This window comes from Pseudomonas macauensis, assembly GCF_047902425.1.
Taxonomy (GTDB): domain Bacteria; phylum Pseudomonadota; class Gammaproteobacteria; order Pseudomonadales; family Pseudomonadaceae; genus Pseudomonas.
This window is the reverse complement of the sequence record NZ_CP138377.1, coordinates 1,857,241-1,872,041: the sequence shown is the minus strand read 5'-3', so window position 1 is coordinate 1,872,041 and position 14,801 is coordinate 1,857,241. Positions and strand designations below refer to the sequence as shown.

The 14,801-nt window shown below is 66.3% G+C and carries 18 protein-coding genes; 1 reads left to right on the top strand and 17 read right to left on the bottom strand.

Annotated features, from left to right (window positions below):
- Positions 1-5 precede the first annotated feature (5 nt).
- The 11 genes from fliR to SD196_RS08895 all read right to left on the bottom strand — a co-directional run bounded on the left by fliR (position 6) and on the right by SD196_RS08895 (position 8,633).
- The gene (fliR, locus tag SD196_RS08945; RefSeq protein WP_331317256.1) at positions 6-782 is read right to left on the bottom strand and encodes a flagellar biosynthetic protein FliR; all 777 of its coding nucleotides are present in this window, start codon (positions 780-782) and stop codon (positions 6-8) included.
- Positions 782-1,051, bottom strand: a complete 270-nt coding sequence (gene fliQ, locus SD196_RS08940) for a flagellar biosynthesis protein FliQ (RefSeq protein ID WP_275607942.1) — start codon at positions 1,049-1,051, stop codon at positions 782-784. Before fliQ ends, fliR begins: the two co-directional genes overlap by 1 nt.
- Before the next feature lie 166 nt (positions 1,052-1,217).
- Entirely contained in the window at positions 1,218-1,982 is a 765-nt protein-coding gene (gene fliP, locus SD196_RS08935; protein WP_416311727.1) for a flagellar type III secretion system pore protein FliP, read from the bottom strand.
- Positions 1,983-2,005: 23 nt separating this feature from the next.
- A complete protein-coding gene (fliO, locus tag SD196_RS08930; protein WP_416311275.1) occupies positions 2,006-2,482 on the bottom strand; it encodes a flagellar biosynthetic protein FliO in 477 nt (158 codons plus the stop codon).
- A 1-nt stretch (position 2,483) separates the two neighbouring features.
- Positions 2,484-2,954 carry a flagellar motor switch protein FliN gene (fliN, locus tag SD196_RS08925; RefSeq protein ID WP_152222004.1) on the bottom strand — a complete coding sequence of 157 codons (471 nt, stop codon included), beginning with the start codon at positions 2,952-2,954 and terminating at the stop codon, positions 2,484-2,486.
- Between the two features lie 15 nt (positions 2,955-2,969).
- A complete protein-coding gene (gene fliM, locus SD196_RS08920) occupies positions 2,970-3,941 on the bottom strand; it encodes a flagellar motor switch protein FliM (protein WP_152222002.1) in 972 nt (323 codons plus the stop codon).
- A 9-nt stretch (positions 3,942-3,950) separates the two neighbouring features.
- Positions 3,951-4,472 (bottom strand): flagellar basal body-associated protein FliL, encoded by a 522-nt coding sequence (fliL, locus tag SD196_RS08915; RefSeq protein WP_207888084.1) that lies wholly within the window; start codon positions 4,470-4,472, stop codon positions 3,951-3,953.
- 350 nt (positions 4,473-4,822) lie between these two features.
- Complete coding sequence (locus SD196_RS08910) at positions 4,823-6,121, bottom strand: flagellar hook-length control protein FliK (RefSeq protein ID WP_416311274.1); 1,299 nt, start codon at positions 6,119-6,121, stop codon at positions 4,823-4,825.
- 81 nt (positions 6,122-6,202) lie between these two features.
- Positions 6,203-6,544, bottom strand: coding sequence for an Hpt domain-containing protein (locus tag SD196_RS08905; protein ID WP_275607945.1), 342 nt, complete (start codon positions 6,542-6,544; stop codon positions 6,203-6,205).
- Positions 6,545-6,600: 56 nt separating this feature from the next.
- Positions 6,601-8,298: an ATP-binding SpoIIE family protein phosphatase gene (locus SD196_RS08900; RefSeq protein WP_370601084.1), complete on the bottom strand. Its 1,698-nt coding sequence runs from the start codon at positions 8,296-8,298 to the stop codon at positions 6,601-6,603.
- A gap of 29 nt (positions 8,299-8,327) precedes the next feature.
- Entirely contained in the window at positions 8,328-8,633 is a 306-nt protein-coding gene (locus SD196_RS08895) for an STAS domain-containing protein (protein WP_275607946.1), read from the bottom strand.
- Positions 8,634-8,858: 225 nt separating this feature from the next.
- On the opposite strand from SD196_RS08895, the gene SD196_RS08890 reads away from it, so the two are divergent.
- Positions 8,859-9,575 (top strand): TorF family putative porin, encoded by a 717-nt coding sequence (locus SD196_RS08890; RefSeq protein ID WP_331317247.1) that lies wholly within the window; start codon positions 8,859-8,861, stop codon positions 9,573-9,575.
- A 16-nt stretch (positions 9,576-9,591) separates the two neighbouring features.
- Here the strand turns inward: SD196_RS08890 and SD196_RS08885 are convergent, their stop codons facing one another.
- The 6 genes from SD196_RS08885 to fliG form a co-directional block, all read right to left on the bottom strand.
- On the bottom strand, positions 9,592-10,245 hold the full coding sequence (locus tag SD196_RS08885; protein WP_331317245.1) for a DUF1345 domain-containing protein: 654 nt from the start codon (positions 10,243-10,245) through the stop codon (positions 9,592-9,594).
- A complete protein-coding gene (locus tag SD196_RS08880; protein WP_416311273.1) occupies positions 10,233-11,066 on the bottom strand; it encodes an aminoglycoside phosphotransferase family protein in 834 nt (277 codons plus the stop codon). The genes SD196_RS08885 and SD196_RS08880 overlap by 13 nt, the downstream gene beginning before the upstream one ends.
- A 52-nt stretch (positions 11,067-11,118) precedes the next feature.
- Positions 11,119-11,562 carry a flagellar export protein FliJ gene (gene fliJ, locus SD196_RS08875; protein ID WP_331317241.1) on the bottom strand — a complete coding sequence of 148 codons (444 nt, stop codon included), beginning with the start codon at positions 11,560-11,562 and terminating at the stop codon, positions 11,119-11,121.
- Positions 11,563-11,650: 88 nt separating this feature from the next.
- Positions 11,651-13,006, bottom strand: a complete 1,356-nt coding sequence (gene fliI / locus SD196_RS08870) for a flagellar protein export ATPase FliI (RefSeq protein WP_343577918.1) — start codon at positions 13,004-13,006, stop codon at positions 11,651-11,653.
- A complete protein-coding gene (gene fliH / locus SD196_RS08865; protein ID WP_416311272.1) occupies positions 12,996-13,778 on the bottom strand; it encodes a flagellar assembly protein FliH in 783 nt (260 codons plus the stop codon). Before fliH ends, fliI begins: the two co-directional genes overlap by 11 nt.
- The gene (gene fliG, locus SD196_RS08860) at positions 13,779-14,795 is read right to left on the bottom strand and encodes a flagellar motor switch protein FliG (RefSeq protein ID WP_275607952.1); all 1,017 of its coding nucleotides are present in this window, start codon (positions 14,793-14,795) and stop codon (positions 13,779-13,781) included.
- Positions 14,796-14,801: the final 6 nt, after the last annotated feature.

Here is a 14,801-nt window from a genome sequence, read left to right as displayed (position 1 = left end):
GCTGGCTACCTCGCTCGAACCAGTTCACGGAGCAGTTGCAGGCCCTCGCTGGCGAGGGACTGGTACTGCGACAGAATGTCGGCGCTGCCGATCCAGACGATGATGAAGCCCATGATCAGAGTCAGCGGGAAGCCGATGGAGAAGATGTTCAGCTGTGGCGCGGCGCGGGTCATGGCGCCGAATGCCAGGTTGACCACCAGCAGCGCGGTGACCGCCGGCAGCGCCAGCAGCAACCCGGCGCCGATCACCCAGCCGAGCTTGCCGGCGACGGTGATCAGGTGGTTGCCCGACAACCCCTCGCCCACCGGCAGGGTGACGAAGCTTTCGGCCAGCACCTCGAACACCACCAGGTGGCCGTTCATGGCCAGGAAAAGCAGGGTCACCAGCATCGTGAAGAACTGCCCGAGCACCGGCACCGAGATGCCGTTGGTGGGGTCGACCATCGAGGCGAAGCCCAGGCCCATCTGCATGGAGATGATCTGCCCGGCGATGACGAAGGCATGGAACATCAGCTGTAGGGTGAAGCCGAGCATGGCGCCGATGAGGATCTGCTCGCCGATCAGCAGCATGGCCTTGACGCTCAGCGCATCCACCTGCGGCATGGGTGGCAGGTTCGGCACCAGCACCACGGCGATCGCCAGGGCCAGGTAGAGGCGCACGCGGGTCGGCACCAGCTGTGTGCCGAAGATCGGCATCACCATCAGCAGCGCGGCGATGCGGAACAGCGGGAACAGGAAGGCCCCGACCCAGCCGCCGATCTGCGCGTTGGTGAGTTCCAGCATCAGCCGATCAGCGTCGGGATGCTGCTGATCAGCGTCTGGGTGTACTCCATCAGCTGCCGTATCAGCCAGGGCCCCAGCACGATCAGGGTGAGCAGCACCACGATCAGGCGCGGCAGGAAGCTCAGGGTCTGCTCGTTGATCTGGGTGGCGGCCTGGAACATCGCCACCACCAGGCCCACCAGCAGGCTGGGCAGGATCAGGATGGCGACGATCATCGCCGTCAGCCAGAGCGCTTCGCGGAACAGGTCTACGGCAACTTCGGGAGTCATGGTTGCTCCTCTTGCACAGCGGCCCCAGTGGGAAGCCCATTCGTAGGATGGGTGGAGCTTGCGATACCCATCAGCGGAGTCGGCCCGGAGATCGATGGGTATCGCTTCGCTACACGCCATCCTACGGTGCCACCGGATACCGTTGCGCCGACGGGAATCGACATCGCTACACCGTCCCGAAACTGCCGGCGAGCGTGCCGATGATCAGCGCCCAGCCGTCCACCAGCACGAACAGCATGATCTTGAACGGTAACGAGATGATCAGCGGCGACAGCATCATCATGCCCATCGCCATCAGCACGCTGGACACCACCAGGTCGATGATCAGGAACGGGATGAAGATCATGAAGCCGATCTGGAACGCAGTCTTCAACTCCGAGGTGACGAACGCCGGGACCAGGATGGTCAGGGGCGTGGCGTCGGCGCTCTGGATGTCGGTGCGCTTGGACAGGCGCACGAACAGTTCCAGGTCCGACTGCCGGGTCTGCGCCAGCATGAACGCCTTGAGCGGCACCTCGGCGCGGCTGAGCGCTTCTTGCGCGGGAATCTGCTCATTGAGGTAGGGCTGCAGCGCGTTGGCGTTGATCTTGTCGAACACCGGCGCCATGACGAACAGGGTGAGGAACAGCGCAAGGCCGATCAGCACCTGGTTCGACGGCGTACTCTGCAGGCCCAGCGCCTGGCGCAGGATGGAGAAGACGATGATGATCCGGGTGAAGCTGGTCATCAGCATGACGAACGCCGGGATGAAGCTCAGCGCCGTCATGATCAGCAGAATCTGCAGGCTGACCGAGTACTCCTGCTGCCCCTGCGCGTTGGTGGTCACGGTGATCGCCGAGATCTGCGTCGGATCGGCGGCGAAGGCCTGCGGCACGGCCAGCGCCAGCAGCCCCAGAAGCAGCGGCGCGCTGCGCTTGAGCGCGCCGAGCAGAGCGGAAAGATTCGGCGAACGGGTCACTGCGGGCGGCCCTTGTCCTTGTTCAGCAACTCCAGCAGGCGCTGGGCGAATTCCGGCTGCACCGGCTCCGACTCGGCGGCATGCACCGGCTGGCGCAAGACGTGCAGCGGGGTGATGCGACCCGGCGTCAGGCCAAGCAGGATCTGCTCCTCGCCCACCTGCACCAGCACCAGCCGATCGCGCGGGCCGAGGGCCTGGCTGGAAACCAGGCGGATCGCCTGGCTACCGCGCGGGCCGACCTGCTGCACCCGGCGCACCAGCCAGGCGAGCAGGAAGATCAGGCCAACCACCAGCACCAGCCCCAGCAGCAGTTGCAGCAACTGCGCGCCAGCGCTGCCGGTGATCATGCTCGGGGCGGAGCTGGCGTGGACGATGGCCGGCGTCGACACCGGCGCCTTAGCGTCGTCGCCGAACGCCAGCATGGACAGCCCCGCCAGAGGCAATGCACTGAGGATCGCGGACAGGCGGGCCATGTCAGCGCAGCTTCTTGATGCGTTCGCTGGGACTGATCACGTCGGTGAGGCGGATGCCGAACTTCTCGTTCACCACCACCACCTCGCCGTGGGCGATCAGGGTGCCGTTGACCAGCACGTCCAGCGGCTCGCCGGCCAGGCGATCGAGTTCGATCACCGAGCCCTGGTTGAGCTGCAGCAGGTTGCGGATGCTGATGTCGGTGTTGCCGACCTCCATGGAAATGGTCACCGGGATATCCAGGATCACGTCCAGGTTCGGCCCTTCCAGGCCGGCGATGGTCGGCGCCTTGGGCGCCATGCCGAATTCTTCCATCGGCGCACGCGGCGCGGCCGGTGCCACCGGGGTGGCGCCGCCCTGGGCCATCAGTGCGTCGATGTCGTCCTGGTTGGCGTCGCCCGATTCGGAGAGCGCGGCGGCCCACTCATCGGCCAGGGCCTGTTCTTCGGGAGTCACGTTGTCTTCATCTGCCATGGTGGGTCCTCTTGCTCAGCGCGGGCGCTCGAGCGGATCGAGAATCTGCAAGGCCAGGTTGCCCTTGTGCGAACCCAGCTTGACCTTGAAGGAAGGCACGCCGTTGGCGCGCATGATCATGTGTTCGGGCAGCTCCACCGGGATCACGTCGCCGGGCTGCATGTGCAGGATGTCGCGCAGCTTGAGCTGGCGGCGCACGACGGTGGCGCCCAGCGGCACGCTGACGTCGAGGATGTCCTCGCGCAGGGCGTTGATCCAACGCTCGTCCTGGTCGTCCACGTCGGACTGGAAGCCGGCATCGAGCATCTCGCGGATCGGCTCGATCATCGAGTACGGCAGGGTGATGTGCAGGTCGCCGCCGCCGCCGTCCAGCTCGATGTGAAAGGTGGAGACCACCACCACTTCGCTGGGGCTGACGATGTTGGCCATCGCCGGGTTCACCTCGGAGTTCACGTACTCGAAGGTGATCGGCATCACCGCGTGCCAGGCTTCGGCGAGGTCGACGAAGGCCTGCTCGATGACCATGCGCACCACCCGCAACTCGGTGGGGGTGAACTCGCGGCCCTCAATCTTGGCGTGGCGGCCGTCACCGCCGAAGAAGTTGTCCACCAGCTTGAACACCAGCTTGGCGTCGAGGATGAACAGGCCGGTGCCGCGCAGCGGCTTCATCTTCACCAGATTGAGGCTGGTGGGCACGTACAGCGAGTGCACGTACTCGCCGAATTTCATCACCTGCACGCCGCCCACGGCGACATCCGCCGAGCGGCGCAGCAGGTTGAACATGCTGATGCGGGTGTAACGGGCGAAGCGCTCGTTGATCATCTCCAGGGTCGGCATGCGGCCCCGGACGATGCGGTCCTGGCTGGTCAGGTCGTAGGACTTGATCGCCCCCGGCTCGACGTCGGACTCGGTTTCCACGAGGCCGTCGTCGACGCCGTGGAGCAACGCGTCGATCTCGTCCTGGGAAAGTAGATCCTGCATGGCCATGGCGGGTACCTACTGCAATACGAAGTTGGTGAAAAGCACTTGTTCCACGGTCAACTGACCGGTCGCCTTCTTCGCCAGTTCCTGAAGGCTGGAGGTCGCCTGCTGGCGCAGCATCTCCTTGCCCACCGGGGTCACCAGCGAGTCGAAATTCTGGCTGGAGAACAACATCACCAGTTGGTTGCGCACCAGCGGCATCTGCTCGCGCAGCGCATCCATCTGCGCCTGGTCGCGCCCCATGAGCGCCACCGCCACCTGCAGGTAACGCTGGCGGCCGTTCTGATTGAAGTTGACCACGAAGGACGGCGCGAGGATTTCGTAGATCGCCTGTTTCTTGCCCGGTGCGGCGCCTTCCTCGGCCTTCGCCTCCGCCTCGGCGGGCTTGGCGTGCTTGCTCAGGAAGAACCAGGTGCCGCCGACCGACAGCCCCACCGCCAGCAGGAATGCCAGGGCGATGAGAATGATGAGCTTCAGTTTGCCCTTGCCGGGGGCCTGTCCGTCTGGGAAGGGAGGCGTCTGATCTTTCTTGGCCATGCCAAATATCCGTCACTTTTCCGGCGCGATGCGCAGATACCGGGGTAGGAGCAAGGGCTGTGCCAGTTTGGAATTGTCGGACTGGCGCCGCCGCGGATATTACAGGCTAGACGGAGGAAGTCACGGGGCGGGGAGAGAAATTTCCGAGGCACATCGACGCGCGATCGCACACGCCACGCAAGAGTTGCCCTAGGCGTAGGGCGTATAACGCTCCGCGTTATACGCCGATTAACCGTGGCCGCCGGCCTGCTCGGGTATGAACTGGGCGTCCGGCTCGCCCCTGGGGCGGCAGACAGGCATGGTGTATCGGCGTACAACCGCGAACGGTTGTACGCCCTACGGCTTGAGCATCAGGCGTAGTAATCCACCAGCCCCCTGCCCTGCGCCGCCACCTGCGGGCGGATCTCGGACACGCCGCTGATCATCGGCTCGTCGTCGCCATCGGAGCCGGCGACCCGGCGCGAGCCACCGCGATCATCGCCGCCCTGTTGCTGTTGCCAGCCGCGGGCGGACTGGTCGGAGACGTTGACGTCGAGCTGCCCCATGCCCTGCTGGCTGAACATCTCGCGCAGGCGGTGCTGCTGGCTGTCCAGCGCTTCGCGCACGTTGGCGTTGGCGCTGACGAAGTTCACCTGGGTCTGGTCGGCGCTCATGTGGATGCGCACTTCCAGGCGCCCGAGGTCGGCCGGGTCCATCTGGATCTCGGCGGACTTGAGGTTCTGCGACGACATCCACATCACCCGGTCCACCACCTGGTCGGTCCAGCCGTTCTGCTGCACCGACACCGGCTGCCCCGGCACCAGCGGGTTCACCGGACGGTTGGTCATGGCCTGCGGCGTATTCAGTGCCTGGGTCAGCGACTCCAGCCGCGCGGCGAAGGACTCGTTGCGTGGCGCCTCGGGCTTGGCCTGGGACTGGAGCTCCGGCAAGGCCTGGCCCAGGTCCGCGCTGGTCTGCAGTGCACCTTCGGCCAGCTTGCCGTCGGCAGCCTTCGCCGTCGTATCCGGGGTCAACGCCGAAAGCATTGCCGACAGGTCGGCCTTGCCGTTGCCTTCCACCGGCTTGTCAGCGCCCTTGGCAGCCACGTCACCGGCCACCTGCGTCTGCTGGAGCTGCTGCGCCTGGTCCTGCGCGCCCTGGTCGAGGGCCAGGGTCACGCCCGGCAGTGCGTTGAGCTTTTCCAGGTCGCCGTCCGTACTGGCCACGGTCTGCTGGCCCACGCCAGTGCTGATCACCAGGGGCGGCGCTTCGCTGGTCGGGGCCGGCAACTGGCCGGTCATGCCCAGCATCAGCAGCGGGTCGAGGGTGGCCTCGGGCTTCTCCTCGCTATCGGCCACCTTGGTCTCGCCGTCGGCCGGCAAGGCCTTGCCGTCATCGGCAATCGCTGGCTTGTCGGCGGCAGCGGCATCCTTGGAATCGCTGGTCTTGGCGTCCTTGTCGGAGGCGTCCTTGGGCTTCTCGGCCTTGGGCTTGGCCGCCTTGTCGGGACGCTCGCTGGCCGCCGGGCGCTTCTCCTGCGCGTAGACGTCGGCAAAGCTGGAACCCTTGTCGTTGGCGGGGTCGGGCGAATTCTGCGCAGGCTTGGAGAGCGCCGCCTTGGGCCTGGGGTCCGGCGTGGGCGTCAATAAAATATCCGGGGCGACAGCCATCGGAGTTCTCCGTTGATGTGAATATCCATCACGGAGATAGCAAGGGGCGGGCCAATTCTCTGTTTGATCTGGCGGAGAGGATCAGGCGCGACCGGGCAGCAACAGCGTGCGAACGATGGTGAACTCGTGCTCGACCTTCGCGATCAGCCCCTGTGCGGCAGCCAGGTCGTTGTGCCGGGCGGCGTCTTCGAGCTGCTTGCACAGCCCGCTCAGCACGGTGGCGCCCATGTTCCCGCAGCTGCCCTTGAAGCTGTGCGCGGCATGGCGCAATGCGGCGCCGTCGGCGGCGGTGAAAGCCGCGCGAATGCTGCTCAGACGCTCCTCGGAATCACTCAGGAAAGTCTCCACCAGCAGCGGATACTCGTCTTCCATGATCTCCAGCAGGTTGCGCTGCACGGCGTCATCGAGATGCGGCACGGACATTCGGCACTCCCGGTAGGACTGCTCGCCACAGGGCTGGATGGCAAGCGAAGGCCGGATTATGCCTGAGCCGACCAGAAGAACTCCACGGACACCGATTTGCCATCACCCGACCACTGGCAGCGGTCGGCCAGTTGCCGCACCAGCGTCAAGCCGCGCCCGCAGAGGCTGCCGGCGGCGCGTTGGGAAGCCAGCACCGCGCCGACGTCGAAGCCATCGCCGCTGTCCTCCACCCGCACCAGCAAGCGCCCGCCCTCGCCGTGGGGCGCGAGGTCGAGATGGAAGCGCACGAAGCCGTCGCGCAGCTGCGCCAGGCGCTGGCTGCGCTGCTGGTAGTAGCGGGCGAACCCGGAGGCATCGCACTTGAGCGAGGAATCCAGGCCCATCACGCCGTGCTCCAGGGCGTTGGAATACAGCTCGGCGAGCACGGTGTAGAGCGCGCCGCCCTTGGGCCGCAGGTCCTGCACCTCCATCAGCAGTTGCAGCAGGAACGGCAGCGGATTGAAGTGCCGCAGGGTCGGCGCACGGAACTCGAAGCTGGCGGACCAGTCCAGCGGGCTGCTCAGGCCGCTGTCGGAGAACGCCAGCGGCGGCCGCTGCAGCGAATGCTCCGGCACCAGCACAACCTCCAGCATGCTGACGTCGTCCTGCACCTCGCCACGGAAACGCGCCAGCGCCGTCTGGATGCTATCGAACAGGCGCGACGGCACAGCCTCCGCCTCATAGACCTCGCGCAGACGCTGCTCGCCGAACATCTCGCCGGCGGCGTTGCGCGCCTCGGTCACGCCATCGGAGAAGAGGAACACGCGGTCGCCCTCCTCCATGGCGTAGACCTCGTAGTGCTCGTTGAACGCGGCCGCATCGAGGATGCCCAGCGGCAGGTGGCGCGACACCAGCGGCAGCGCCTCGCGCTTGTCGTGGCGCAGCAGATAGCCATTGGGCAATCCGCCGTTCCACACCTCCACCAGGCCGCGCTGGAAGCTCAGGTTGAGCATCGCCGCGCAGCAGAACACCCCCACCGGCAGGATGCGCTTGAGCTTGGCGTTCATCTCGCGAAGGATGTCCGCCATCGGGTAGCCCTTGGCGGTCATGCCGTAGAACACCTCGGCCAGCGGCATGGCGCCGATGGCCGCCGGCAAACCGTGGCCGGTGAAGTCGCCGAGCAGCACGTGCATGCCGCCGGAGGGTTTGAACGCGGCCAGCAGCAGGTCGCCGTTGAACAGCGCGAAGGGCGATTGCAGGTAGCGGATGTTCGCCGCGTTGAGGCAGCCCGAGTGCGCCACCTTGTCGAACACCGCCTTGGCCACCCGCTGCTCGTTGAGCAGGTGCTCGTTGTGCCGGGCGATCAGGTCGCGCTGCTCCAGCACCATCCGCTGCAGGTGGTGCAGGCGGCCCATGGCGCGGATCTTGGCTTCGAGGATGACCCGGTTGTAGGGCTTGGAGAGGAAATCGTCGCCGCCCGCCTCCAGGCTCTGCACCAGCGCCTCGGTTTCGCTCAGCGAGGTGAGGAAGATGATCGGCACCAGCTCCTCGCCGGCCTGCCGGCGAATCCGTCGCGCCGCTTCGAAGCCGTCCATCACCGGCATCAGCGCATCCATCAGCACCAGTTGCGGGCGCTCCTGGGCGAACAGCGCCAGGGCCTCCAGGCCATTGGACGCGGTGATCACCCGATGCCCCTGGCGGCTGACGATGGTGGACAGCAGCAGGCGATCGGCGGCGTTGTCGTCGGCGATCAGGACCGTGAGGAAATCAGCCATGGCCGCTCTCGGATGCAGGACAGTCGAGTTCAGCTGATCTTGAACAGCTGCTCGAAGTTGGAGATGGCGAGGATCTTGCGCACGTCGGCGTTGCAGTGTTCCAGGCTGATCTGTGCGTTCTCGCCGCCGGCGTGGTCGCGCAGCAGGAGCAGCATGCCCAGCGCTGAGCTGTCCAGGTAGGTGGCGCCCTTGAGATCGACCACATAGCGCTTGGGCGTGATGTCGACGCGTTCGTAGGCGTCGCGGAATTCCTGGTGCGCACCGAAATCGAAGCGACCCTGGACCACGATGGTCAGCTCCTGGCCGTCAGCGGAAGGAACGGAAGTGATGGCCATGGGATTCTCCTTATCGATGATCGGCACGCAGGAGTTTGAAGATGTAGCAGCAACTCATGACAGCGGCAACCTTGGCAGCCATTGGAACGCCATCACCCGGTCTTGTCGAACTCCGCTGAAATGGACCACCGGTCCCCACGGGCGTGGCAAATGCCGTTACCCTTCGAAGGTTCGGTCCACGGCGATGCGTCTACGTCGGGCCGCACCAGGCAATGGAGGGGGAGCATGTACAAGTCCATTCTCGTCGTGGCCTGCGCTGTCAGCACGCTGCCGGTCGCGCATGCCCAGGTGATGCAGCGCGAGCTGGGTGATTTCGAGCTGAAGTTCGCCAATGCGCCGACCCGCAGCATGGCCCAGGGGCTGGTCCGGCCCGGCCAGGCGAACAGCGCCCAGGGCGGCGTGGACGCCAGCCATGCCAGCGGCTGGTACGTCGGCAGCTGGACCTCGAACCTGGAGCAGGAAAAGCCCCTGGAGATCGACACCTACGCGGGCTTCAAGCACCCGTTGGGCGACGGTGGACTGGGCTATGAGCTGGGCACCCTGCGCTATACCCGCCCCGAGCAACCGGACTTCGACAGCCAGGCGCTGTACGGCGGTCTCTCGGTGTTCGGCAGCCGCCTCGGCGCGGCCTACAGCAGCCAGGGCGGCCGCAGCAGCGCCACGCTGTTCACCGACCTGGGGCTGGAGCCGGACCTGGGCTTCGATGTGTCATTCAAGTACTCCACCTACAACCTCGCCGCGCCGGCGAGCCTGAGCGGTGGCGGCAGCGTCAGCGACTTTGGCGACTGGTCAGTGAACCTCAGTCGCCCCTGGCTGGGCATCGACCTGAACTTCTCCTACAGCGGCAGCAGCCTGACTGGCAGCGATTGCAGCGCGTACTCCGGGCACAACGTCTATTGCGACACGGCGGTGATGTTCAAGGCGTCGAAGCCGCTGTTCTAACGTGGCGGCATGCTCCCTACCCGATCAGCCCCGCGCCCAGGTTGATCGCAAGTCCCAGTATCGCCGTGTTGAACAGGAAGCCGATCACCGAGTGCGCCAGCACCACCTTGCGCATGGCCCGCGAGGCGACCGCCACGTCGGAAGTCTGCACCGCCACGCTCAAGGTGAAGGAGAAGTAGAGGAAGTCCCAGTAGTCCGGGCTCGTCTCCCCATCCGGAAAACGCAGCACCGGTTCGCCGTCCTCGGAGGAGTAAAACATCCGCGCATAGTGCATGGTGAACACCATGCCGATGAGGAACCAGGAACCCAGCACGGTGCTGGCAGTGAAGGCGTAGCGCCAGAGTTTTTCACCGCCCTCGGCATGACCGGCGGCGGCCAGTTCGAAGACGATCGCCACCAGGCTGGCCAGCGCGGCAACGCTGATCAGCACCAGCACCGCCTCGGCGTTCTCGTCCTCGACCTCGGCCAGGCGCCGCACTTCCTGCGGGTCGGCGCGCCAGGCCAGCCAGCCGATCAGCAACACGTACAGCCAGGCCATGCTGTTCCATCCCACCAGCACCCGGACCATCGGTTCCAGGCGGTAGCAGGCCAGCGTCACCAGCAGGCCGCCGGCGAAGGCGGCGATCAGGCGCGGGTGTGCGCTGAGGAAGGCGCGATTCAGGCGCAGCATGTCATCCGCTCCAGCTCCGCCGCCGCCAGGTGCGCCACTGCCAGGTCGCTATCGGCGCCCTGGCCGTCATCGAGGAACCAGGCGGCAGACAGCCCGGCGAAAGCCAGTACCCACTCCAGCAGGCGGCGTCGGTCCACGCCGGCATGCTCGACGATCACGTCCAGCTGGCGGAGAAATCGTCCGCGTTCGCGGGAGGTCGGCAGATCCGGGTTGCACAGCAGGTTGGCGTAGTCGAACAGGCACTCACCGTAGAGGCGCTTGGGATCGATCACCAGCCAGCCACGCTGGCCGAAGTCGAGGATATTGTCGTGGTGGACATCGCCATGCAGCACCGCCTTGTCGTGCTCGCTGGCCAGCAGCGCCTCGGCGGTCTCCAGGCAGCGCGGGAACACGCCGCCGTAACGCTTGGCGGCGGGCGCCAGATCGCGGAACCAATCACGCAGGCCGATCAGCTCCGGCAAGGGTTTGCCGCGCGGCCGGTGCAGGCGCTGCACCACATCGCAGACGATGCGGCTGGCCTGATCGTCCTCGCCGTTCAAGGCCATGTGCATCAGCGAGCGCCCGCCTTCGGCACGCTCCATCAGGATCACGTCGCTGTCGTGGGCATAGACCCGCGCCGCACCCTCCCCATCCCACCAGCGCATGACCCGCGAGCCGGCCTGTTCTTCCGCCTCCAGGGCAACCTTGATCATTGCCGCACGCCCCTGCCAGCGCACCGGCAGCAAATGGCTGCTGTGGGTGACGATGGGGTCGCCTTCGGGCGTAAGGCTCCACAGGCGCAAGTAACGGGAGAAATCGGACTCGGACGGCGGGACAGGCATGGAGCGGGCATTCCAATCGAAGGTCTGACTGGAGCCTAGCACGCGCCCCTGCTCAATCCGGCGAAGGCTTCAGGCGCTGGGCGAATTCGTCGAGCTGCTTCTGCTCGTATTTGTCGGCGGCGGCGCGCGCTTCCTCGCGGTAGCGTTCCACCAGTTTGCGCAGGCCTTCCAGGCGGGCGTACTTCTCCTGCCACGCCGCGCGGGCCTTGTCGACGCTGCCCTGGTGCCACTCCACGGCACGGTTCTGCTGCTCGACGGCGGTTTCCAGTTGCGAGAGGAAGCGCTGGTAGTTGATCAGCCACTGCCCGGTTACGCCCTGCTGGCCATTGCGAATCCACTGCTGCTGGTAGTCCAGGCGATAGCGTTCGAGCTCGGCGAGCTTGCGCTGCGCCTGCAGCAGCTGGTTCTGCACCAGGCCGAGCTGGCGCGCGGCTTCCCGTTCGGCCTTGAGGGCCATGTCCACCACCGGGGCGAGGCGTTCGGCGCGGCGGTTCACAGGTTAGCCCTCTGCCGTGCGGCCCTCTCCCCAACCCTCTCCCTTAAGGGAGAGGGAGCGAAAAGCTCAGTGCCGGGGATCATGCGCATCAGCCGGCCTTGCCGCTGACCACGGCATCGAGCAGCAAACGGCTGTCGTCGAGGTTCTGGCTCTCGTCCAGGGCCTGGCGGAGGAACTGGCGCATGATCGGGAAGCGCTGGATCGCCAGGTCCGTCTCGGCGTCGCCGCCGGCTACGTAGGCGCCGACGCTGATCAGATCGCGGCTCTGCTGGTAGCGCGACCACAGCTGCTTGAAGCGCTGGGCGTCGCGCAGGTGTTCGGGGCTGGTGACCTGGGGCATCACCCGGCTGATCGAGGCTTCGATATCGATGGCCGGGTAATGGCCTTCCTCGGCCAGTCGGCGCGACAGCACGAAGTGACCGTCGAGCACGCCACGGGCGGCGTCGGCGATCGGGTCCTGCTGGTCGTCACCCTCGCTGAGCACGGTGTAGAAAGCGGTGATCGAGCCGCCGCCCTTCTCGCCGTTGCCGGCGCGCTCCACCAGGCGCGGCAGCTTGGCGAACACCGACGGCGGATAGCCCTTGGTCGCCGGCGGCTCGCCGATGGCCAGGGCGATCTCGCGCTGGGCCTGGGCGTAGCGGGTCAGGGAGTCCATCAGCAGCAGGACGTTCTTGCCCTTGTCGCGGAAGTATTCGGCGATGCGCGTGCAGTACTGCGCGGCACGCAGGCGCATCAGCGGCGCGTCGTCCGCGGGCGATGCGACCACCACGGAGCGCTTGAGGCCCTCTTCACCGAGGATGTGCTCGATGAATTCCTTCACCTCGCGGCCCCGTTCGCCGATCAGCCCGACCACGATGATGTCGGCCTTGGTGAACTTGGTCATCATGCCCAGCAGCACCGACTTGCCCACACCGGTACCGGCGAACAGACCCAGGCGCTGGCCACGGCCGACAGTGAGCAGGGAGTTGATCGAGCGAATTCCGACGTCCATCGGCTCGTGGATCGGGTCGCGCGCCAGGGGGTTGATGATCGGCCCTTCCATCGGCACCCAGTCCTCGGCACGCATGCCGCCCTTGCCGTCCAGCGCGCGGCCGACGCCATCGAGCACGCGACCGAGCATGGACATGCCCATGGGCAGGCGACCGGAATCCGGCAGCGGCACCACACGGGCGCCGGGGGCGATGCCGGCGAGGCTGCCCACCGGCATCAGGTAGATCTTGCTGCCGGAGAACCCCATCACCTCGGCCTCCACCTGCACCGGGTGATAGCCGCCGTCGTTGATCACCTGGCAGCGGCTGCCGACCGAGGCCTGCAGGCCTTCGGCCTCCAGGGTCAGGCCGACCATACGCAGCAGGCGGCCCTCCACCACCGGCTGCGCCGGCAGGTTCACCGCTTCGCTGTAGCCTTGCAGACGGCGGGCGAAGCTGACACGGTCAAGGCGCATCGGGCGCGTCCAGGTCGAGGTGCAGATCCGGCGCCAGTGCGTGGGTCGCCTGGTCGCGCTGCTGCTCGAAGAGCTGCTTGACCGCCTGGGCCAGGCGCGTCTCGATGCTGGCGTCGATGCGCGAATGTTCGGTCTCGATGCGGCAGCCGCCGGGCAGCAGGCTGTCGTCCTCGATGATCCGCCAGCTTTCCTCGTGGCGGTCACGCAGGGCCTTCACCAGTTCGAAGTCCTGCGGGTTGACCTGGATGCGGATATTGCCGGCGCCCATTGGCAGCAACTTCAACGCCTCGCGCAACACCTGGCGGATCTGGCTGGAATCGGTGGCCAGCTCGCGTTGCACCACCTGGCGCACCACGTGGGTCACCAGGCTGAGCATGCCCGCCTCGAGCATCTGGTCCTGCTCGGCGATCGGATCCAGCAGCTGCCCCATCAGGGTTTCCAGGCTCTGCAGGCGCGGCTGCAGGGCCGCGTCAGCTTCCTGACGCGCCTTCAACTGGCCGGCATGGAAGCCGTCTTTCTCACCGGTGGAGAAGCCCTCGTTGTAGGCGTCCTGGCGGATCGCCTCGAGTTCCTCCAGCGTCAGCGGCTTGACCTCTTCCTCCGGCACTTCCTCGATCTGCGGCTCCTCGGCCAACGGTTCGGGTTGCGGCTCGGGTTCGGGCAGCGGCTTGATCGGGTCGAAGCTGGGCAGCGACCAGCGGTCGAAGCCCGAGACATCGCGCGCGCGGATCAGCTCGCTGAGCTCCTGCTCGTCTTTGGCCGGGGGCACCACTTAGATCATCTCCTCGCCGCCCTTGCCGCCGAGCACGATCTCGCCCGACTCGGCCATGCGCCGTGCAATGGTGAGGATTTCCTTCTGCGCGCTTTCCACTTCGCTGACGCGCACCGGGCCCTTGGCCTCCAGGTCGTCGCGCAGCAGTTCGGCGGCACGCTTGGACATGTTGCGGAAGATTTTCTCGCGGATCGCCTCGTCGGAACCCTTGAGCGCCAGCACCAGCACGTCGGAGGACACCTCGCGCAGCAGCGCCTGGATGCCGCGGTCGTCGACGTCGGCGAGGTTGTCGAAGACGAACATGAGGTCTTCGATCTGGCCCGAGAGGTCTTCGTCCACCTCGCGGATGGCGTCCATCAGCGTGCCTTCGACCGAGCTGTCGAGGAAGTTCATGATGTCCGCCGCGCGCTTCACGCCGCCCATGGTGGTGCGGGTGGAGTTGGCGTTGCCGGCGAACTGCTTCTCCAGGATCAGATTCAGCTCCTTGAGCGCGGATGGCTGCACGGTGTTCAGCGAGGACACGCGCAGGACGATGTCCAGGCGCACCTTGTGGTCGAAGTGGCCGAGCACTTCGGCGGCCTGGTCCGGATCGAGGTAGGCGACCACGATGGCCTGGATCTGCGGGTGCTCGTAGCGGATCACGTCGGCCACGGCGCGCGGCTCCATCCACTTCAGGCTGTCCAGGCCACTGGTGTTGCCGCCCAGCAGGATGCGGTCGATCAGGTTGTTGGCCTTGTCCTCGCCCAGGGCCTGGGTGAGCATCTTGCGGATGTAGCTGTCGGCGCCGACGCCCAGGCTGGTCTGGTCGCCGACGATCTCGACGAACTCGCCCATCACCTGCTCGACCTGCTCACGGTGCACGTTGCGCATCTGCGCCATGGCCACGCCGACCTTCTGCACTTCCTTGGGGCCCATGTGCCGCAGCACCTGCGCCGCGTCGGTCTCGCCGAGGGACAGCAGGAGGATGGCGGCCTTGTCGACCTTGCTCAGTTTGGCGTTCGCCCGAGGTTCGCTCATGTGCGG